At 33.0% G+C, this 23065-nt stretch carries 15 protein-coding genes; 14 read left to right on the plus strand and 1 reads right to left on the minus strand.

All coding sequences use genetic code 11. The features are described 5' to 3' along the window. Positions 1-4: 4 nt before the first annotated feature. The 14 genes from GKZ88_RS09490 to GKZ88_RS09555 all read left to right on the plus strand — a co-directional run bounded on the left by GKZ88_RS09490 (position 5) and on the right by GKZ88_RS09555 (position 22259). On the plus strand, positions 5-679 hold the full coding sequence (locus tag GKZ88_RS09490; RefSeq protein WP_155102139.1) for a DUF1629 domain-containing protein: 675 nt from the start codon (positions 5-7) through the stop codon (positions 677-679). A gap of 228 nt (positions 680-907) precedes the next feature. Beyond that, positions 908-1603, plus strand: coding sequence for a hypothetical protein (locus GKZ88_RS09495; protein WP_155102140.1), 696 nt, complete (start codon positions 908-910; stop codon positions 1601-1603). An 11-nt stretch (positions 1604-1614) separates the two neighbouring features. Beyond that, complete coding sequence (locus GKZ88_RS09500; protein ID WP_155102141.1) at positions 1615-2100, plus strand: guanylate kinase; 486 nt, start codon at positions 1615-1617, stop codon at positions 2098-2100. Between the two features lie 265 nt (positions 2101-2365). Continuing rightward, positions 2366-2797 (plus strand): hypothetical protein, encoded by a 432-nt coding sequence (locus tag GKZ88_RS09505; protein ID WP_155102142.1) that lies wholly within the window; start codon positions 2366-2368, stop codon positions 2795-2797. Between the two features lie 88 nt (positions 2798-2885). Further along, positions 2886-3257 carry a hypothetical protein gene (locus tag GKZ88_RS09510; protein WP_155102143.1) on the plus strand — a complete coding sequence of 124 codons (372 nt, stop codon included), beginning with the start codon at positions 2886-2888 and terminating at the stop codon, positions 3255-3257. A 309-nt stretch (positions 3258-3566) separates the two neighbouring features. Further along, positions 3567-4601, plus strand: a complete 1035-nt coding sequence (locus GKZ88_RS09515; RefSeq protein ID WP_155102144.1) for a hypothetical protein — start codon at positions 3567-3569, stop codon at positions 4599-4601. Between the two features lie 61 nt (positions 4602-4662). Beyond that, on the plus strand, positions 4663-6006 hold the full coding sequence (locus tag GKZ88_RS09520; RefSeq protein ID WP_155102145.1) for a PKD domain-containing protein: 1344 nt from the start codon (positions 4663-4665) through the stop codon (positions 6004-6006). A gap of 7 nt (positions 6007-6013) precedes the next feature. Next, on the plus strand, positions 6014-8473 hold the full coding sequence (locus GKZ88_RS09525) for a hypothetical protein (RefSeq protein WP_196216466.1): 2460 nt from the start codon (positions 6014-6016) through the stop codon (positions 8471-8473). 117 nt (positions 8474-8590) lie between these two features. Further along, complete coding sequence (locus tag GKZ88_RS09530) at positions 8591-13297, plus strand: hypothetical protein (protein WP_155102146.1); 4707 nt, start codon at positions 8591-8593, stop codon at positions 13295-13297. A gap of 408 nt (positions 13298-13705) precedes the next feature. Continuing rightward, complete coding sequence (locus tag GKZ88_RS09535; protein ID WP_155102147.1) at positions 13706-14263, plus strand: RNA polymerase sigma-70 factor; 558 nt, start codon at positions 13706-13708, stop codon at positions 14261-14263. A gap of 112 nt (positions 14264-14375) precedes the next feature. Continuing rightward, entirely contained in the window at positions 14376-15305 is a 930-nt protein-coding gene (locus GKZ88_RS09540; protein WP_155102148.1) for a FecR domain-containing protein, read from the plus strand. Positions 15306-15423: 118 nt separating this feature from the next. Beyond that, complete coding sequence (locus GKZ88_RS09545; RefSeq protein WP_230392494.1) at positions 15424-18741, plus strand: SusC/RagA family TonB-linked outer membrane protein; 3318 nt, start codon at positions 15424-15426, stop codon at positions 18739-18741. A gap of 19 nt (positions 18742-18760) precedes the next feature. After that, positions 18761-20296 carry a RagB/SusD family nutrient uptake outer membrane protein gene (locus tag GKZ88_RS09550; protein ID WP_155102150.1) on the plus strand — a complete coding sequence of 512 codons (1536 nt, stop codon included), beginning with the start codon at positions 18761-18763 and terminating at the stop codon, positions 20294-20296. Between the two features lie 145 nt (positions 20297-20441). Next, positions 20442-22259 carry an alkaline phosphatase gene (locus tag GKZ88_RS09555; RefSeq protein ID WP_155102151.1) on the plus strand — a complete coding sequence of 606 codons (1818 nt, stop codon included), beginning with the start codon at positions 20442-20444 and terminating at the stop codon, positions 22257-22259. A gap of 371 nt (positions 22260-22630) precedes the next feature. Here GKZ88_RS09555 and GKZ88_RS09560 read toward each other — a convergent pair whose 3' ends face one another. Then, positions 22631-22987, minus strand: a complete 357-nt coding sequence (locus tag GKZ88_RS09560; protein WP_155102152.1) for a helix-turn-helix domain-containing protein — start codon at positions 22985-22987, stop codon at positions 22631-22633. Positions 22988-23065 lie beyond the last annotated feature (78 nt).

A 23065-nucleotide genomic window follows, 5' to 3' on the forward strand; every position in this document is an offset into this window, starting at 1 on the left:
AATTATGAAGTACTATAATATTTATATAAAAACTCACTATGGAGAAAGAGTTGCAAGTAGTGCAAACGGACAAAATGTTCCTGATAAAGATGAGCTTTTTGGTAAAATTAGAAAAGGAGAAATATTAAACAGCGCACCAGTATTTGATTATTTTGTATTAGAAAGTTTTGATGAGCAAAAATATTGGGAATGGGCTTTATTTGATGTTTTTTACGGAAGAGGCGATTTTCCTCATAATGGTAATTGGTATGTTTCTAATGATTTAAAAAAAACGTTGGAGAATTTTAAAATTGCTCCAGAATTTCATTTTTATGAAACTAAACTTTTATATAAAGGAGATAAATATAAGTACTGGATATTCCAATTTATTGCTAGTTATAGAAAACTAAATAAGATGAAGTACATCAATTTCTCTAAAACATTATTTTCTATAAAAGACAAAGAATATGTATTTAATTCATACGAAGAGTATTCTCAAAAAAATGAAGAGATTTATGATAAATATGAAGAAGATTTACATTTAAAAGAAGTGGTTTTAAATCAATTTTTTGATTTTATTCCTTTGAATCCAATTAGTTCAAATATAATAGTTTCAGAAAATCTTAAAGAGGCAATTGAAAATATGAAATTTGAAGGTTTTGAATTTACGGAGTTGGATTTTAAAGTAATTTTAGAATAAAATATCGACCAATTAAATATAATCCCTTTGTTGACGAGACTGTCTCGCTCGTGAAGAGAAAGAGATATAATCCATATAAAATTGAAATACGTTCATTGAAATTTGGATTTTGAAAGTTTTGTAAAAGTTAAATCATATTTATAATAATCTGGGAAAAACAGTTTTTTTGCCAATAAGACGAATAAAAACATAGACAATACATATACTATTAATTTGAACAATTATAATATGGCAATTTTAATTAATAGCGAAAATTTGGATATTATTCCTGATGATGGTAGAAGGATTATAGAAAATTATATAGATTTTAATACTAGTTTAAAAATAGTAGAAGAGATTTCTCTTGATACAAAAAATGACAGTAAAATATATGTTACAACTATAGATACAGTCAATAATAAAATTATTCAAATTAGTGAAAGAAGCAATTATATTGATTATGGTCAAAAAATAGAATACCATGATTGCTTTAAAACGATAGAACAAAGAGATTTGAACGAGGAATCTGGTTATGAATCTATTACTGGCGAGATATTTAAAGATGACAAATTAATATTTTCATCTACAAGGGATGGATTTTTTAAAGAAAAAATTTTAACAATCTATGAGTTTTACACAAATTTAAAAAATGAAGAGAAAAGAGAAATAGAAAAATCTAGTAAGGAATATAATTTATTATCTAAGGAAGAACAAGTAAAATACTGGGCTGGTGGTTTATTTAGAAGTATGCGTATGCAAGAAGAAAGCAGACAAAATCCATATGCTATTTATTCTGAAAATTGGCTTAAAGAGACATTAAAATTAGAACCAAATTTTATTGAAATGCTTCCTGAAATTTATAACGTATGGGGAGGAATGTTTGATGTAAATAAAGTAGATAACATAATTCAGAGGTTATTTAAAAACATTAAAAACACTATATGAGTTTTCTCTAGATGACGAAAAAACAAAGCATAAATATAAAGGCAACGGCAATGATAAGAAATGATTTATATGCGAGGTATATGGGGATTGATTGTAGGTTTTGGGAAACCGATAATTTCTATGTTTTACAAACTGAATATAATGAGAAATTATTAAGTAAAGGTTTTAGAAAGTACGATGATATAGAATTAAAAGACAAAGTGTACAAAAATGTCACTTTTAGTGATATGGAAAGTGCTTTTGAAGTTAGAACGTTTTGTAAATACAAAGGGTTTAAGTTTTTTGTTGAGATTTTGCCACATACGGGATTTTGTAGGATCAGACCTTTGTCAGAAGCCCAAATTCATTTTAAAAATCAAGAACATCATGGCTATGATCCTGTTTATGAGGTTGAAGAAAGTGAGTTAGAAGAAATATGGGAAGAAAGAAAAGCGATAGATGGATTTGTATTTGATGTTGATCCCCTTTTTTATATTAAGAAAGACAGTAGTTTATAAAAATAATGATTTATGGAATAATCTCATTAAAGTTGAAATTTTAATTTTTACCCCGCTCCGAACGAATCTTTTCGTGTGACAACCACTGAAATGAGCGTCTCGCCTGTGAACACAAAATATACGATCATTGATATAAAAAACATAGGTAGTTTATTATGATAAAGTTAATAAATATTGAAATGGGAGCGAAGTCGGGAGACTTCGCACAGCAGCTGATAATAAAAAATGAAGCAGATGAAGTAATTATTTATTTTAATCCATCAAAATGAGAAAAGCCTATATTTTATCAGATCAAAACGTAATTATTGAAGTAGCAAAAACTAATTCAGATAGATTTATGCTCTTAATGGAATTAATTCATACAAATGATATTAGTACCCATCAATTTTTTAATATAGAATTTAATTTAGAAGATACTAGAAAGAAAATAATAGAATTATTGAATGAAAGATCAGATATAGCTTTAGACCTACCAAGTTACGTTGGAAGGTTTACTGAAGAAGAGATTTTTGTCAATTTTAATTTTCAAGGAAAATCGTATAAGCTATGTACCACAGGTTTTGATAATAAAATTATATTTCTGTTGAATATCTATATGTATGTATTAGAAAATAATATAGAGAGTAAATTAAAATGCAAATTATTAATAGTAAATAATGGTAAGGAATTTAGAGACTGGCTTGAGAAATTACAGTAAGAACTGATTGATATTTTGTAAAACACTTTAAGAAACTTATAAAACCATCATTAAGCACATTTTTAATTAAGTACTTAAAATAAAAAATATGGAATTAGTAGGCATCATTAGCGAGTATAGTCCAGAACTAAGTAAAAAAAAGTATGGAGATTTTAAGATAGAAGTAGAGTATGATAATAAAAAAGAGATTTTTAATTATTTAAGTAATGGAATTCCGGTTGCTGTAACAATGCAGATTGTCTATTCTTTAATAAAAGACGATTCTAATATTATTGGAGGAATATCATATTTAACAGATGGTTATTGGATTTGGCCTAATTATCTTAATTATTATGTTGATAAAGCATCTATTGAATTACCTGAACGTTTTGTAGACTTTATTTTTAAAAATAAAATAAGTGAACTAATTAGTGAAGAGCAAAAACGTGAAGCAATTAATTTATTGAAATCAGGAAAATAAAATCATGTTAGAATATTTAAGAAAACTGATGATTAATAAGGATATTAAAATTGATTATTCAAATGAGTTTCTAGAAGATAATATTTAATAAGAACAAGGATTTCTGCAAAAGGAGCAAAATAAAAAATATATAATAAATCAAAAAATAAAAAATTACACATGAAAAAAATATTTTTAACCTTACTAATTGTGTTAATCAGATCTTGTCTTTTAAGCTAAATTAAGGTTTAAAAAAGCTTCATGTGTTCAAAAGAGACCCCAAATCAATAATTAATTAATGACACCAATAAGGTGTAAAAATGAAAAAGAATGAAAAAGAAAATTTTATTAGCAGTAGTGTTTTTGTCAGTTTTAAATAGCTGCAGTTCAGATTCAGGAGATAAACCTTCCAATGAGCCTGAAGAAATTAAAGGTGAAATAAAAATGGATTACAAAATAGATAAACCAAATAATGACTTTGTGGTAAGCAGTGATAATTCGGTTTATATTATTGGACAAGAAGAGAATGTGGATTATAACATTCACTTGCAAAAAGTGGATTTAACCGGAAAAGTCACAAAACTTAAATCGCTGAGTTTTTCAAATTTTTTTAACAGCATACTGACGATAACAAGTTCAGATGAAGTGTTGCTGACATCTCCTTTTAATGTTGCTGATACGGATAAAATATATCGTTTTGAGAATAATTTTTTAGAGCTCAATTCTTATTATACCATGAAACTTGCCAGTTCTCCAACTGCAAGTAAAAGCAAAATGCCGGCAATTTGCAATAATAATGATAAGACCTATTTTGTTTTTGATTACAATTCAAAAAGTATAAAACGTATTGTGCCAGAATTGGGTACAGATGTTTTTGTTGCAGGTTCAGGAAAAGAAGAAATAAAAGATGGTAAAGGTTTAAGTGCCGGTTTCATAGGTGTTTCGAGAATAATTTCTCTTAATAATGTTTTGTATGTAATTGACAATAAATATGATCCAGCGACAGCAAATTATCTGAATTCAACAATTCGTAAAGTCGAGTATATCAATAATGAGTGGAATGTAACCACTTTAATTTCAAGTACAACAAATGTGTATTCGGATATGGCATTTGATTCGAAAAACGATCTTTATGTCCTTGTTTATAATAAAGGGCTTTTCAAATTAGATCTTCAAAATAATACTTTGTCTGCTGTGAAAGAAGGAGAAACGAAAATTGGAGACAGTAAGAAACATGAAACGCTGGATTTACAATATGCAAGAGTATTGAAAATTAAAAATAATGATATGTATCTGTTGGACAGATATTCAGCATTAATTAAAATTTCAAATTTTCAAGCCAAATTCGAAGCAGCAAGTAAATAAAATGCTTTAAAGAAAAAACACTGCAGTTCTTAAAGAGCTGTAGTGTTTTAATACAAACAGAATGAAAAAAACTTTACTCTTTCTCTTATTTATTATTCTTACTTCCTGTTATCAAGAAACTTCTATAGTTGTAGAAGGTGATTTTACGACTTCTTATGTAAACGGAGATGAATCGGTGCCGGTTACTGTCAAGATAGACAGTAAAATTACAGGCGCTGATATGTATGAATGGACATTTGAAGGCGGGAGTCCAAGCACTTCAGCTTTAAAAAATCCAGGTGAAGTCGTCTATAATAAACAGGGAACTTACACCATTACATTAAAAGCCTCAAATGTAGATGGAGAAAGTAAAGAATTTACGAAAACAGTCATTATAAAAGAAGGAATTGCTATTGAATTTACACATGAAATTGTTAAAAGCAATTTTTCTCCTGTTGAGGTAATTTTAAAAAATACGACACTTGGAGAAGGACTTGCATTCAAGTGGGAATTTCAAGATGGAATACCGGTATCATTTACTGGAAAAACACCGCCAAATGTAATTTTTACCAGCCCGGGAGAACATACTATTACGCTGACAGTTTCGAATGGTTTTGAATCAGAAAAGAAAGTTCAGACCGTAACAGTTGCTCCTCTTTTAACAAGTTTGTTTTCATACGAGCCAAAGTTTGAAAATGATGATTATGAGGCTCCTGTAACTATTAATTTTACTAATAAATCGACTAGCGCGACAGCTTATAAATGGACTTTTCAAGGAGGTAATCCAGCGGTTTCGACAGAAGAAAATCCGACGGTTGTTTTTACAAGCGCAGGAACTCATGAAGTTACTTTGGAAGCTTCTAATGATAAAACCAGTCAAGTTTCTAAAACCATTATTACAGTAGCGCCGGATACTAATCTACGCACTTTGGCCAATATTAAATTAGGGATAAATGCGGCACATAACAATAACAATATTGGCGCAATGTTTTCGACAGTTACAAGACAGGTTTATAAAGCCAATGAAATTACAAATGAAAACAGCAGTTTAATCGATATTATTTTTCAAGGTTTAAACAGCAATCTAACATCTAATAAATTTATATCTCCAGATCAGGCAAACAATTATGGTTTTTTAGCATTGAAGAATGCACAGAGCACCATTTTTATAAATTCTCAGAGCTTGTGCAACTGTGGTCTAAATTTCACCGAAGCACAATTTGATGCCATGACAAACGACAGCCCAATAAAATCTCTAGATATAAGTTACAGCGCAGCTGGGGCACAGGAATTTGGTTTTACTTATCCAAGAATCATTTTATTTAAAACTCAGGACGGAAGAAAAGGCGCAATTAAAATAAAAGACATGGTTAAAAACGGAGCGAGTTCTTATATTTTATGCGACATCAAAGTGCAAAAACAATAATCAAAGCATGAAGATAAAGAATAAAAAAGTCTTGTTTTGGTTGTGTATTGTTTTTGTCTGTTTTATGTGCAGGGAAGCATATGCTCAGGATGTAGACTTAGAGAATTTTTATAAACCAAATTTTAAAGTTACAGGTAACATTAATGCAAATATGATGTACTATAATTCTACGATGCCAAACTCACGAGAGCCTTTTACTTATCTGTTCTCAGGAAACTTGAATATAAGTGCCTTCAATTTTAGCGTTCCATTGTTTTACAGCATTACGAATCAGGGAAAAAATTTAGGATATACAGCTCCTTTTGATTTTAATAGATTAAGTATCATGCCCAAATACAAATGGGTAAAGGCCTATATAGGCAATGTGAGTATGAGTTTTTCACCCTATACCTTAAGTGGTTTGCCATTTAAGGGAGTCGGGTTGGAGCTTACGCCTAGAAGTCCTTTTAAGATTAGTTTAATGGGAGGGCAGATTTTTAAAGCTGTCCAAGCAGAAGACGGCTTAGGTGGTGTCCCTGTTTATCAGCGTTTTGGATATGGAACAAAATTAGGTTTTGAAAAAGAAAAATATAAAATCGGATGGATTAGTTTTTATGCCAAAGATGATGTGAATTCGCTAAATTTCTCTGGTATAGATAAAGGAGTTACGCCAAAAGAAAATTTTGTAAACAGTTTGCTTTTCAGTACGTCTGTAATTAAAAATTTAAATTTGAATGTAGAGTATGCTTTATCTGCTTTAACTAATGATACTCGGGCAAAAAACATTTCAGGCGGCAGTTTTAGAGATAAATTATTTGCAGCCAAAGAAAGTACAACTTTCTTAAATGCCTTAAATGTAAATTTTGATTACAATATTCAAAAGAGCATAATAGGACTGACATATGAGCGAATTGATCCTAATTATAATACGTTGGGGGCTTTATATTTTAATAATGATTTAGAAAATATTGCGTTGCGTTTTTCACGTCCTTTTTATCAGGATAAAATTACGGTTGCTGCAAGTTTGGGATATCAGAGAGATGATTTAGCTAAAGCAAAAAAACAAGATACCAAGCGCGTTGTGGGTTCGATTAATCTGAATTATCGCATTACAGATCAAATAAATTTTACGGGCAGTTATTCTAATTTTTCAACTTATACCAATAAAAAACTAGATCAGTTTGAACTTATAAATAATCCTAATGTAGTAGCAGCTGATACTTTAGATTACAGGCAATTATCACAAAATGCCAATATCAATATGTCCTATGCTTTTGGGAAAAAGAGAAATCAAAATTTAAATTTTAACTATAGTATCGCGGGCCAGGCCAATGAGCAGGGAGGCATTATACGAAAAGGTCAGGCAAGTACAGTTCAAAATTATAATTTGGCACATTCGGTAAATTTTATTGGGATAAAAGTGGCCTTGAACAGCTCTTTGAATTATACCAGCAATGAGGTAGGGAGAAACAGTAATTCCTCAATGGGAGCCTCCGTTGGGGCTTCTAAAAAGCTGTTAAAAGATAAGCTAAATACTAATTTAGGAGTATTGTATAATAACTCCCAAGGTGATATGAATTCGAGTTCTGTATTTGGAGTTAAATTTAATAACAGTTATGTCTTGCTCCAAAAGCATAATTTTAATATGAGTATTATTTCAATGTTTAGAAGCAGCACTGCAAGCAAGAAATACAACGATTTAAATGCAACATTAAATTACTCTTACACAATAGATAAAATAAAATTGCCAGCCAAAAAAGAGGCTAAAAAAGAAGATAAAATTGTTTCAGATCCTATTCTAAAAATAAGTCATAAGGATAAAACTTATGAAGGAACAAGAAATCAAATCATGAAACAATTGCAGGATCTTCAGCTTGCGCTTCGTCCAATTCCAAAAGAAGATGCAGATGAACTGGAACATTTGTTAACTCTGGCGACTTTGACACCTGATGATGAAAGTTTCAAAGAAAAGGCTTTAAATTATTTAAAAGCTTACGATTCAAACAATGACATTTTAGACAAATACAATCAGTACATGCTTGAAACCGTAAAAAGTTTAGAAGCAGAAATGATTCGTAAAGATGAAGGCTTTGAAAATGCGTATGTTTTGGCACTGGGCAGAGTCAATAAACATCCGTTGCACGGAGTAGATGCAAAAGATATAACCAACAAAACGAGTTATAATTCGTATTTAAAATTAGTAGAACGAAAAGATAAAAAGCTCCAACCATTACTGGTTCATAGATGGATGCTTAAAGAAATCACAACTCTTGCGAATACTTCTCCTGCTGAAATCCATTTAAACGAAAATCTTTCCGTCTTTAATAAAGAAGAGTTGATGCCTTTCTTCAAAATGATGAAAGATAAAAAAACAGATGCTGAAGTAATAGAGGAATTAAAAATCAAACTAATTCCGTTTTATCACGATTTAGCACTTAAAAATGTAAAAGATGATGAAGTTGAATTTAAACATTTAAAGATTAATTAAGGATAAAAATGAGGTCTTTGCGATTAGATTAAGAATTCACAGATCGATCTCAATTTTTATTGCTCAATATAAAAAGTTACAATGCTTTGTTTTACAAAAAAACATGATTATTTGCTTATGAAAAAGTTTTACAAAATACAGTTATCGGTACTGTTTATAATCCTTTCGGTTGTTTTTTCGTATGGCCAGGATGTGACCGCTTCCAAAGAAGTAGCCGCTGCTGCAAGCTCTATCGAAAAGATTGAAGCTTCAGAACGCTGGGTGGATAAGTTCTCGAATCAGGATTTGGTAGAATTACCAATCGGAATTCGAAATACGGTCAGCAATATTCAATATTCTATAGGAATTACAAAAGCTGTTTTTTCGCCAGAATATACTACTTTGACCGTTTTTTGCAGAGTTGATATTCCGCAAAAGAACAAAAATGGACAGCCAATGCAATTGTTTTTTGGTGCAGATAATGTGAAATTATCGCATCAGGGAGGTATAATGGGCGAAGCCAAATTAGTATTATTAGGCAATGTCGATATTCCTTTTAGTGAGAACAAATGGCAGGTTTCGCTAATGGGCGGTTTTGATATGGCTACCGGAAATGTAGACGATTTAACGTATGTGACGATCGACTGCGATGGTTTTAAAGAGATGAAAATCACTGGTGCAGTGGAGTTTTCTAGAGATCTTATACTTCCTATTGATCCAAAAACAAAAACGGTTGATGAAACAAAAACAACCGTAGAAAAAAAATATTATAACGGAAAAGTAGCTCAGATTCCCAATAGAGTACGAGGGGATTTTAATTTTACCGCAACAGGCTGGAATGATATTTTGGTCAACGTAACCTTGCAGCCTTTTGTACAGGCGGATAAAAGAAACGGAAAAGATTATGAGGGCAATTTTCAGTTTTTAGTAAGTAATGCAGTATTAGATTTAAGTGATTTAAAAAATGATCCGAAAGTTGTTTTTCCTGATTATTATGTAAAGAATAATCTTTTAATGCCAAGCCAGCAATCTTGGAAAGGAGTGTTTATTCAATCCTTTAAGGTGGGACTGCCAAAAGAATTTCAAACCACAGACAGTGCCTCTAAAAAAGAGAGAATCACTGTAGGGGCTCAAAATCTGATCATTGACAAATTTGGCGTTTCGGGAACTTTTTTCGCAAATAATGTTTTTCCGCTGGATCGAGGTATAACGAGTGAAGAAAAATCATGGGCCTATTCTCTAGATCATATTGATGTAACAATAGCAGCTAATCTTTTTGTAAAAGCAAATTTAAACGGCCAAATATTACTTCCAATAACTAAAGGACTGCCTAAGGAAAAAGAAAGTGACAATACTCCCGCTGCCGTCACAGAAGCAGCAACTACTTTTGATGAGCTGGATGGAAATACTGAAAAAACGCCAAAAGCACCACCTCAGACCAAAAGAGCCGGTTTAGCTTACAGTGGATTTATATCCATGGAAGAACAGCGATTAACGGTTGTCACCAAAGATTCTATTTCTTTTGATCTCTGGAAAGCTCGGGCCTTATTACTGCCAAACAGTTCCGTCGAATTAAAATTGGTAAATGGAAAATTTTTGCCCAAGGCTAATTTAAACGGAAACATTTCTTTTGGTACCAATAAAGATGCGACTGATGAAACGGAAGTGAAAGGCAAACGTATGGTTGATTTTAAAGGAATTTCCTTTGAAAATTTACAATTACAGACCGTTTCGCCAGTTATTGCAGTACGTAATATGGGGTATAAAGGAACAGTTGGCTTTGCTAATTTCCCTGTTTCTATTGGCAATATAAACGTTTCAATTAATGAGAATTACTCCAGAATCGATTTTGATTTGGGAATCAATTTGATGGATGGAACCTCTGGAGCAGGAGCCACAGCCCGAATAGGTATTTTGGGCAAAATGTATGAAGAGGGCTATAGGCAAAAAAGTAAATACAATGGTTTAGATTTATCGGCGATCAGTGTTGACTGTAAATTCAGCGGACTGGCGATAAAGGGAAGCCTTATTATGATGGAAAAAGATCCCGTCTACGGTAATGGCTTTAATGCAGAATTAGAAGTTGATGTTGCAGGAGTTGTAAATGTGCAGGCCAAAGCTATTTTTGGAAAAAATACTTTTAGATATTGGTATTTTGATGCTTCTGTAAAATGGCCGCCAACACCGGCTCCGTTTATGATTAATGGTTTTGGAGGAGGAGCTTACTATAAAATGCACAGAAATGCAGATGTTGCAGTTGCCGATTTTTCGCCTTCGGGATTGAGTTATACACCAGATGAAAAAATAAATTTGGGAGTTAAAGCTTTAATTTATTTTCATATCGGATCAGAAACAATCTGCGATGGTGAAGCTGGTCTTGAAATTGCCTTTAACTCTAAAGGAGGTATTAATAAATTAGCCATTTTTGGAAAAGCAAATGTTGTTGCTAAGATTCCGGGGCCAAAAAGTATCAGTGGCTTAATGAATAAGGTAGTTTCGAATGCGGTCTCAAAAGCAGTCTTTATGGAAGCGGATAGTCCTGAACCAAAAGGCTCATTTGAAAGTGAATATATTGCCAAAGCAAAAAAAGGGGTGCCGGGCGATCTGTCTGCAGAAGTGGGTATCAAAGTAGCTTCGGCTATCGAATTTGATTTCCAAAATAACTCTTTGCATGGCTCACTTGATGTTTTTATAAATACTCCGGGCAACTTTTTGTCGGGTATTGGAGAAGGAGGAAGAGCAGGCTGGGCCGTTTTTCATAAAGATCCCAAAGATTGGTATATGTATATTGGAACTCCAGAGGATCGTTGTGGTATTAAAATTGGCGTAGCAGGTGTTTTCCTGAAAACGACAAGTTATTTTATGGCAGGAACTTTACTTCCTGGAAGTCCGCCGCCACCGCCAGAAGTAGCTAATATTTTAGGAGTTGATGCTAAAGAATTAGATTATATGCGTGACGAAAATGCATTGGCAAATGGAGGAGGAATGGCTTTTGGAGCAAGTTTGAATTTTGATACTGGAGATTTAAGTTTCTTGCTTTTCTATGCTCGTTTTCAAGCCGGAATGGGATTCGATATTATGTTGAAAGATTATCAGGAAGCCAGATGCTCGAATACAGGAAAAACAGTCGGTTTGAACGGCTGGTATGCGAACGGACAATCTTATGCGTATCTTCAAGGAGAACTTGGAATTGCAGTCGAACTTTCGTTCTTAAAATTTAAAGTACCGCTTATTTCTGGCGGAGCTGCTGTGTTGCTGCAGGCAAAATTGCCGAATCCTGTTTGGATGCGAGGATATATGGCTGGAAATATGAATATTTTAGGAGGCTTAATTAAAGGTAAGTTCCGATTTAAATTGGAAATTGGAGAAGTATGTCAATTTGAAAATGCCTCGCCATTAGGAGGATTAAAACTTATTACGGATGTCACTCCTAAAAAAGAGTCTACAGATGTAGATGTTTTTGCTGTACCGCAAGCGGCGTTTTCAATGAAGGTAAATGAAGCTTTTGTAATTCCAGAAGACAAAGGAGATGTTACGTACAAAGTGATATTGGAGAAATTTAAAGTTTTAGACGGCACTGTAGAGATTCCTGGAGTGTTGGAATGGAATTCTATGAAAGATAAAGCTAATTTTGTGTCAACGGATATTTTGCCTCCAAATAAAACGCTTAAAGCAGAAGTTGAGGTAAGTTTTCAAAAAATGGTAAATGGTATTTTTCAGCCCATAAAGGTTGATGGAAAAGTAGCAAAAGAACTTGAAGAAAGAGTTTTTACCACTGGAGGTGCCCCCAATCATATTCCTCTTACCAACATAAAATATTCTTATCCTGTAGTAGAACAAAAATATTTCCTGGAGGAAGAATTTTCTAAAGGATATATTCAGCTCAAACGTGGTCAGGATTATTTGTTTGAAGATGGAAAATGGGAAACAAAAGTGAAATTTAATGAAGATGGATCTTCAAATGAAATCGCGGCAGTTTTTATTTATAATAACACTTCAAATGAAGTAAATTATGATTTGCCAAATATTAATCAGGCGAAGAAATATAATTTTTCAATTGTCAGCAGTCTTAAAGATGGACAGCAAACCAATGTTGTTTCAGCAGAAAAAACAAATACAATTAGTGACGGCGGAAATACTATTGAAGTAAGAGAAAATCAGGCGGATGCTTTATCTAAATCAGAAGGAGATATTGATAGACTTTCTTATTCATTTACGACCAGCAAATACAAAACATTTGCTTCTAAGATGAATGCAATAACCACAAAAAGCTACAATTTTGGAGTATTATATTCAGATGTAATCTATCTTACCAATACGATAACGAGTCAGGAAGCTTTTGATTTGACAGAATTGCAAGGTGCGACTTACAGTGATAATGTACCGCTTATTGCAGCACAATCGAAGCTTAATGATGAGTATTATACAACTGACATCTTTCCTTCGCTTTACAGAGATTATCCTTTAAATGGTGTTTATGCAATAACGAACAGAGATACAGCAGAATTGGGTGTAATTCCAGCAAAAGCAATTCCGCTTAGTGCTTATTATATGTCAAGTCTTGAGAACGATGTAAATCAATCTTGGACAACAAGTAATTTTCCTTTTAAATACAATATGCCTTTATTGTATAAACAGGATTGGGTTGATTTAAATAATCAGATTATAAATGACTATGTCAATGGCGATGTAAACAATGATGCTATAGCAAAACAATTTTTAAACAGTAATTATCTATTTATGCGATATGGTAACTACGAAATAGCTATGAAGTATAATTTACCAGGGGGCAAAAAATCTTCTGATTACACTTATAAATATAAAAACAATAATAATTTCAGATAGAGAAAAATGAAATTCATATTTAAGACTGCCCTGAATAGGCAGTCTTTTTTTTAAAATTATTTTTGAATTGAATCATCAAAAAAATAAATCCTTCACCTCTTTTTTTAAAAAACTGATTTAGCTTTTTGCGGCAAAATTGGAGGAATCTGAAATTCCAAAAGGGCAAGTATACTTACAGCTAACTTTTGACTTCAAATGTTAATAATATGTTTCGCTTTGCGATGGTTTTATTAATGTAAACGTAACCTAATCGACCTACCCCAAGTTTTAATTTTGGAGACATATAAGAAGAACTCAATACTTTGTATATGTCATTTTTTAAAGAACACGAACATTATCAGAACCAAATCAGAAAAAGTGTTTCTGCCGGCGCTTTTCTTTTGATTATTCATACCAAAATAATGTATCATGTATAAGAAGCTTACAGACGAGGAACTTGTCGAATTATTAAAATCGGGCAAGGATAAAGCTTTTGATGAACTTTATTTTAGATACCGCGATGTACTTGTTCGATTTGTTTATTTGAGAATGAAATCAATCGCAATCTCAGAAGAAATTGTGCAGGAAGTTTTTACCTCTATTTGGGAACGACGCAAGACCATTGTAATCCAGAAAAGTTTTGCGGCTTATATCTATACTTCAGTTCGTTACTTGACTTTAGATTATATAAAATCTCACGAAGTTACGAGTCAGTATATTCAGGAAGTTTTAGATAAAAACGTGGTGGCTTACACAAGTCAAAACGCAACAGAAGATGCTATTTATTATGATGAATTGCAAAAAGCTGTTGATGAAGCGGCCATGTTGCTTCCTAAAAAATCAAAAGAAGTCTTTATTCTAAGTCGTGTGAAACATTACACCAATAAAGAAATAGCCGAGGAACTGAATGTTTCCATCGAAACGGTAAAATACCATATTACGTATGCGCTAAAATTCATGCGTACCTATTTAGGTGAATTCAACTAAAAGTAAAATTCAGATTAAGAATCCATTTTTTTCTTAACAGAAGCGTAACCTGACGCGCCTACCTAAAAATTCAATTTCCAAGACATACTATTAAAGACATAAAGAAATTATAATGCCTCAAAATTCAAATAACGAAAACAACGAAATAAAAAACTTCTTAGACGGAAAGTATTCTCCGAAAGGGCAAGAAATGTGGAATAAATGGTACGACCGTACAGATGATTTTTTTGATAATATGGAGGTGATTCAATCCGATCGTTCACAGTTAAAAAAAGAATTAAGACAAATCAAAAATACGGGTAAAGTTATTTCCTTTCAATATAAAAACTGGGCTGTTGCCGCATCTTTAATTTTCTTAATTGGATTATCGGTGTTTTTTTATCAAGCATCCAATTCTGTTGAAAATACACAATTAACAGTAAAATTAGGAGAACATTCTAAAATAAAATTAAGCGACGGAACACAAATATGGCTAAATGCAGGAAGTGTCCTTAAATATCCAAAAGAATTTAAAGGTAATAACAGAGAAGTTTATTTAAGCGGAGAAGCTTTTTTTGATGTAGCCAAAGACAAAAAGCATCCTTTTATTATTCACACCAATAAAATGGATACAAAAGTGCTCGGAACCAGTTTTAATGTTCAGGCATATCCAGACCAAAGAACTCAAGAAGTTTCGGTGATGACGGGAAGAGTAAACGTGAAATCGACTGTTACAGAAGAAAATGTATATGTAACGCCAGGGCAAAAAGTGGTTTTTAAATCTCAGGATAATAAACTTCAAGCTTTTAAGGATATTCCGGTAAACACAATTTCGTTATGGCGAAAAAACATTATGGTTTTTGAAGAAACACCTCTTCCTGAAGTTGTTGCCACAATAAATCGCAATTATAATGTTGCAATTGAAATCAAAAACAAAAATTTAAACGCTTTAAAAATAAGTGGATATTTTAAAGAAATGCCTGCTGATCAGGTAATTGGACTGGTGTGCAATATCATCAATGCCAATTATAAAATGGATTCAGGAATTTATAAAATAGAATAATTAGAAAATAAACTACGTAGAAAACCCAATAAACAAAACAATTAAACTTAATCTAAAAATTATGAATGAAAAACAAATGCGGTCTGCCGTAAAATGCCAGAGCATAAGGACGATAGGAATGAAATTATTCCTTTTTATGGCTTTGTTTTTTGCAACGCTGACAGCAAACGCTAAGAATGTTGACATTAATCAAAGAGTAACTTTGAAAGTTGAAAACGAAAGTATAAAAAATATATTTCAAAAAATTGAAAATCAGGTTGATGTGCATTTTATGTACGAAAGCAGCCAAGTCAATGCAAATCAGAAACTAAGTTTAAAACTAAATAATGTAACGCTGGAACAGGCGTTAGATAAAATCTGTGGCGCTGCACTTCGATATGAAATTGTGAACAATAATATTGTCATTAAGAAAAATCAAAAAGAAGTGGGACAGAACAAACTTATTATTTCTGGAACTGTTTATGGCGGAGACGATAATATGCCGTTGCCAGGTGTTGGAATTAAAGATAAAGGTTCTAACGCGACAGCTACAACTGATTTTGACGGAACATTCAAAATGGAAATCAATGCTTCAGAAGCGACGCTTGTTTTTTCTTATGTTGGATATGTAAATCAAGAAGTAAAAGTAACCAGTTCACAAAACATTACGGTGAAATTAGCTGCCGATGTAAAACAGCTTCAAGAAGTAATTGTGATGGGTTACGGAAGTGTGAAAAAAAATGAAGTTTTAGGAGCTGTAGGTTCGGTTTCGATGAAAGAAACAGCGAGCAGAACATACAACAATGCTGCCGAATTATTACAAGGAACTGTTGCCGGAGTTACGGTTATTAACGATGGTGGTGATCCCACTGCTTCGCCAACAATCAATATTCGTGGTATCGGATCTTTAAATGCTGAAACGCCTTTAATTGTTTTAGATGGAATTATTTACAGCGGATCTTTAAATACTTTAAATCCAAATGATATTGCTTCGATCAGCGTTTTGAAAGATGCGGCTTCTGCAGCCATTTACGGTGCGAGAGCTTCTGGAGGTGTAATTTTAATTACGTCTAAAAAAGGAGTTTCTGATAGAATTAATGTAAATGTAAATTATCAAGGCGGTTTTCAAAATGTGGCAAAAAAACTAGAGGTTCTAAACGCTGCAGAATATGCTGATGCTATGAATTTAGCAAGAGATAATGCAGGTTTGCCAAGAATCCCTGCATTTGATCCTGCATTTGAACCGACAGCAAGAACGACAAAAACAAACTGGATGGACGAAATTTTCCATACAGGAGAAATTCAGGATTTATCTCTTTCTATAAACGGAAAAACAGAAAAATCAAATTTCTTTCTTTCGGGAGGTTATAGAAAAAATGAAGGAATCTTGCTTAATACTTACGGAGAACGTTACACTGTTAGAGCAAATTCATCTTTTAAACTGGCTGATAATTTTACGATTGGAGAAAATTTATCATACTCTTTAACAGATGGTCAAACGGCTAATACTTCAAGTTCATATACAGGAGCAATTCAAGCAGCAATTTTGTATCCGCCAAATGCAACGATTTATAGAGAAGATGGTTCTGGACAATTTGGTGGCGTTCCTGAGAAATATATTGGTTCTTACGGAGACGTAATCAATCCGGTAGCGTATTTGAAAAGATTAGATAATAAAAATCCAATTTCTACCATTTTGATCAATCCTTATGCAGAGTGGGAAGTTGTTCAAGGACTGAAAATTAAATCAAACTGGGGGTATACTAGAATTCAAGATAACGCAACAGATTTTACTGTAAAAGTTACGGAACCTGGAAAAATATTCGATTTCAATAGATTGACATTGAAAAATATGACAATTACCGATTTATTGAGCGAGCAGACTATTTCTTACGAAAAATCATTTGGAAAACACAATTTGAAAGCTTTAGCTGGATATACTTTCCAAGAAACTAAAAGAGATTTTTATACGATTGAAGGAACTGGTTTTGACAACGAAGATCCATCACAACGTTATTTATTGAATGCCAAATTAATTCAGCAAACAGGAGCAGGAAGATCAGATGAGATAATTTCTTCTTATGTCGGAAGAATTAACTACGATTTCAATCAAAAGTATTTATTATCAGGAATCGTACGTCGCGATGGAACTTCAAAATTATTAGAAGAAAATCGTTGGAAAGTATATCCTTCTGTTTCTGCAGGCTGGTTAATTTCTGAAGAAAGTTTTATGAAAGGTCTTGAGCCAATTATCAGCACTTTAAAACTTCGCGCAAGCTGGGGACAAATTGGAAACTTAGGAAACCTTGGACCATATCAGTTTAGTGTGCCTTTGGTACAGACTCAAGCTTTAATTGGAGCAACTCCGACAATCAATTACGGATATGCTGAAAGTGAATTATCAAATCCTAACTTAAAATGGGAAAGCTCTGAGCAAACAAACATTGGTTTAGATTTTACAATGTTGCATAACAGTTTAATCGGATCTGTTGATGCTTATGTAAAAAAGAACAAAGACATGTTGGTTCGTGATCAATTGCCTGGTGTTTCTGGAACTCCACAAGGAAGAATTGTGAATTCTGGAGATGTTGAAAATAAAGGTATTGAGGTGAGTTTAACGTACCAAAAAACACGTGGAGATTTTAAATTTGATGTTACAGCAAACGCTGGATTCTTAGGTAATAAAATTGTTTCTATTAAAGACGATTTAAGTTCTCTAGAACCGCTAGGTTTAAGCAGAGTTCGTAGTTTGCCTTTAGCTAATATTTATCAGGTTGGAAGTCCAGTTGGTGCTTTCTACGGATATGCAACAGACGGATTATTTCAGAGTAATGCTGAAGCAAAAGCGTATGTAAACTCAAATGGTGTTGCGTATCAGCCAAATGCAGTTGCTGGAGATATTAAATTTAAAGATGAAAACGGTGACGGTGTAATCAATAATAGTGACAGAGTTGTATTAGGAAGCCCTTTCCCGAAAACAACGTATAGTTTAAATGCTAATTTCAAATATAAAGAATTCGATATGAATATCTTTTTCAGCGGATCAGCAGGAAATAGTGTTTTCAATGCAGTAAAATATACAGGTTTAAATGCTTCTTTTCCAGGTTATAATTTACTTGCTGAATCAAAAGATGCTTGGTCGCCAACAAATACGAATACAAACGTTCCAGTTCTTTCGTCAACAGACAATAACAATAATTTCGGACGTATTTCTGATTTGTATATTGAAGATGCTTCTTTCTTAAGATTGAAAAACGTTTCGATTGGTTATACAGTAAGAGAAAGCTGGTTGAATGGAAAAGCGAAATTGAGATTCTTTATTTCTGGACAAAACCTATTTACAATTACAAATTATTCTGGAATGGATCCTGAAGTTGGTCTTAAAAATTTCGGTATGGATTTAGGACGTTATCCTCTTTCTCGTATTTACATGACAGGTGTTAACGCAACTTTTTAAAAAATAAAAAACAATTGAAATGAAAAAAATAAGTCTTTTATTAATGAGTTTGGTGCTTTTAGCTGGTGTTTCGTCTTGCGAAAGTGAACTTGATGTGATTCCGCAGGGAGCTCCTTCAAGCGGAAATTTCTGGAAAACACCAGCAGATGCAAAAGCTGGAGTAAACGCAATTTACGCTTTGTATTCTGATGATAATATGTATGGCCGTGGTTTCTTCTGGCTCAATAATGCCAGCGATGATATCGGAACAAAACCGAGACAAAATGCAGAACGTATTAAGAATTTTATTGTAGATGGAGCTGAATCTGATACAAAAGATATCTGGAGAATTCACTACGAAATCATGAAACGTTGTAATGATGTAATTCGCAATATTCCAAATATGCCTTTAGAAGAAAGTACAAAAAAAGGAATGTTGGGTGAAGCTTATTTTAATCATGCTGTAATGCATTTAGAATTGGCTTATCGTTATGGAGATGATCGTGCTGGAATTCCGATTCAGGATAGAGAAAACCCATCAAACGTATATGTTCCTCGTGCTAAAAATGTTGCCGAAAATTATGCTTATATCGCTGCCGATTTAATTAAAGCTGCCGATTTATTGCCATACTTTGATCAGCTTACACCAGACAATTACGGACGCGCGCACAAAACTGCTGCGTGGGCTTATTTGGTTCGTACTTATTTGTATGCTAAAGATTGGGATAATGCTATAAAATATGCTAACATGATTGTGGCAAGCGGTAAACACAAACTGTTGGACAATTTTGAAGATGTGTTTAAAATCAGTAATAACTGGTCGACAGAATACATTTGGGCGGTAACATCAAGTGCACAAAATACGTCGCTAGGATCTATTTTCCCTGGGGTTTGTTTAGAAGATAAAGGCTGGGGAGTTTACAACGGCTGGGGAAATTTCTATCCAACAAAAGAATTGTTTGATACTTACGCTGCGAACGATAAGAGAAGAAGCGCTACAATTTTACAAAAAGGAGACAAATTTGTTTATTTTGGAGAAACAGTAACTTTTAATGAAGGAAAATATGTTGTAAGTTCAAGTAACAGAACAGGTTATCAGTTTAAGAAATATATGGAGCCATTCAGTTATCCAAAAACAACATCTGGTGGAGTTGATATTCGTTATGTAAATGCAAACGGAGATAAACCTTCAACAGCTTTAAACGTTCCGCTTTTGCGTTATGCAGATGTGATTTTGATGTTAGCGGAAGCGAAATTAATGAAAGGTCAAAATGCAGATACAGAAATCAATATGATTCGTCGCCGCGCAGGTCTTACCGATCTTTCTGGAGCAACATTAACCGATTTAAAAAGAGAAAGAAGATGCGAATTAGCAGGAGAATGGACCGATCGTCATTTCGATTTAGTGCGTTGGGGAGATGCAAAAGATACTTATGCAAAACCATTACACCATTATGATGGAAGCGTAATTTATCCTGCTCGTAATTTTAATCCTGCAATACACCATGTTTGGCCAATACCGCCAGACGAAATTGCAGTGAGCAAAGGTGCCTTGACTCAAAACCAAGGTTGGTAATCAATAGTTTCATTGTGTTTTTTTAGTTTTTTACGCTGCAGTCTTTGTCAGGAGACTGCAGTTGTAAAAAAATAGTAAAACCTTTTTTTGTTTTAAAACATATCAAGAAATTACCTACAGCTTTTTGCTATTTAATTTATTTTCGATGAAAAAAATAATCACCCTTTTTTGCCTTCAGTTTTTCCTTTTCACGCAAGCACAGGAATACACTTCTTCCAACATTCATTCACACAACGATTACGAAAGTAAATTGCCTTTTTATGGCGCTTATTCAAATGAAACTGGCGTTATCGAAGCCGATGTTTTTTTAGTGAATAACGAATTATTTGTCGCGCACACTTCTAAAGAAATCAGTTCTCAGAATACATTAAAAAGTATGTATTTGGAACCGCTTTCTTCTAAATTAAAAACTTTGGAAGGAAAAGCGTATCCAAGTAATAAGCCATTAATTTTAATGATTGATATAAAATCAGATGCTGATTCGACTTTAAAAGTTATCGCGCAGCAGTTAAAGACTTATCCAGATATTATTTCGAACAAAAATATAAAAGTGGTAATTTCTGGAAATAGACCTTTGCCGTCGCTTTGGAAAGATTATTCTGATTTTATTTATTTTGATGGAAGGCTGAATGAAAATTATACCGCAGATCAATTGGCAAAAGTTGAAATGATCAGCGAAGATTTAAAAGAAATTACAGTTTGGAACGGAAAAGGCGTTTTGACGCAGCCAGATGCTGAAAAAATACAAGCGATCATTAAGAAAGTTCATGATCAAAATAAAAAAATAAGATTCTGGGCTACACAAGATAATGTGAATACGTATATGACTTTGATGAACTTGAAAGTCGATTTTATCGGAACAGATAAAGTAACTGAGTTGACACAGTTTATCAACAATATCAAAACGACATTTTACCAGAATACAGAATTTCATCAATCTTACGTTCCAAAAAATGTATTCAAAAACAAACGTCCAAAAAACGTAATTCTCTTAATTGGAGACGGAATGGGATTAACGCAGATTTATTCTGGATATACAGCTAATAAAGGTCAGTTGAGTCTTTTTAATATTCCAACTCAAGGATTTTCTATTACAAAAGCTTCGGACAGTTACATTACTGATTCGGCTGCAGGAGCGACTGCAATGGCAACTGGACACAAAACCAAAAATCGTTTTATCAGCGTAGATGAGGATGGAAAGCCTTTGGAATTGATTACAAAACAATTGGCCGCTAAAAATTATAAAACGGCTATTATTTCTGCTGGAAATATTACAGATGCAACTCCAGCAGCATTTTATGCCCATCAGCCAGAAAGAAGTTTAAGTGAACCTATTGCAAATGATTTCCTGGCAAACCCTTCTGATATTTTAATTGGAGGCGGGCAAAAAGAATTTATCTCTAGAAAAGATGGTAAAGATTTGTCTAAAGCATTGATCGAAAAAGGGTATACATTTTCAGATAAATTCTCCAGTTTAGATACCATCAAAAATAGCCGATTTGTTGTTTTGGAAGATGCAGCAGTGGTTTCAATAAAAAATGGAAGAGGAGATTTCTTGACCAAGTCTTTAGCGAAAGCGACCAACACTTTTTCGAAAACAAAAAATCCGTTTTTCATCATGGCCGAAGGAGCGCAGATTGATTATGGCGGACATCAGAATAACGTAGAATATGTGGTTCGCGAAATGCTGGATTTTGATAAGTTGATTGGACAGGCAATGGAATTTGTAGACAAAAATCCAGAAACACTTTTAATTGTAACTGCCGATCACGAAACCGGAGGGTTATCTCTTATTGATGGAAGCATAGAGAAAGGATATGTACATGGAAGTTTCAGTACAAATGATCATACGTCTATTCCTGTTCCTGTTTTTGCTTATGGACCTGGAGATGATAAGTTCATGGGAGTGTATCAAAATACGGACATTTATGATAAGATAATGGAATTGCTTGCAACAAAATAGTACATGCTTTTTAAAAAAGATATTTTGAGATGAATGGGTAATCTCCAATACAGATTGGAGTAAATTATCGAACTCAAACCTTGCATAAATATTTCTAAAAAAACGCCATAGCTTTTAGTGGCAAAATTGGAGGCAGTTCCAAACATCATCTGCCACGATTTTGCCACAAAACTTTGAGCTCTAATTTTTTTATATTATTAATGAACAAGTAGGCGAGCACCAATATTGTTGAAGTAGCGTATCTGATAGCTTTCAAACTCCCAAAAAGAGCACTTAAGAACTTCTCTATAACATATATAAACGGTCAAAGATCTAAAGCTATTCAACATTTTATAAAATTATAGCAATAAAATCAATTGAAACAATAAGAATTATGATCGTTCTATAATCTCTTTACGATGTAAGATTCCCCAATCTGAGAGATTCCGTATAACTGATGTCAATTTTTTACCATGGTCTGTCAAGTGGTACTTTACAGAAATAGGTTGCGTATTGAGAACAGTTCTGATCACAAGTTTATTTATTTCCAATTCCTTAAGCTCTTTGCTCAACATTTTATTTGAAATTCCCTGCACATCATTCAAAAGGTCGGTAAATCTTCTCGAATCGTTAAAGCAGAGAGATGTCAATATCGTTATTTTCCATTTTCCGCTTAATACATACATGGCATCATTAACGGCTCTCACGTGCTTATTACATTCATTTTGCAATTCTTTTACTTCTGACATAAGTTACTTGGTTTACTAAAGGTTACCATTACTTTTATATACTTGGTTACAAAAGTAAACAATAGTATTCTAACTTTG

This window comes from Flavobacterium sp. LC2016-01, assembly GCF_009711135.1.
In the GTDB taxonomy this organism is placed as follows: Bacteria; Bacteroidota; Bacteroidia; order Flavobacteriales; family Flavobacteriaceae; genus Flavobacterium.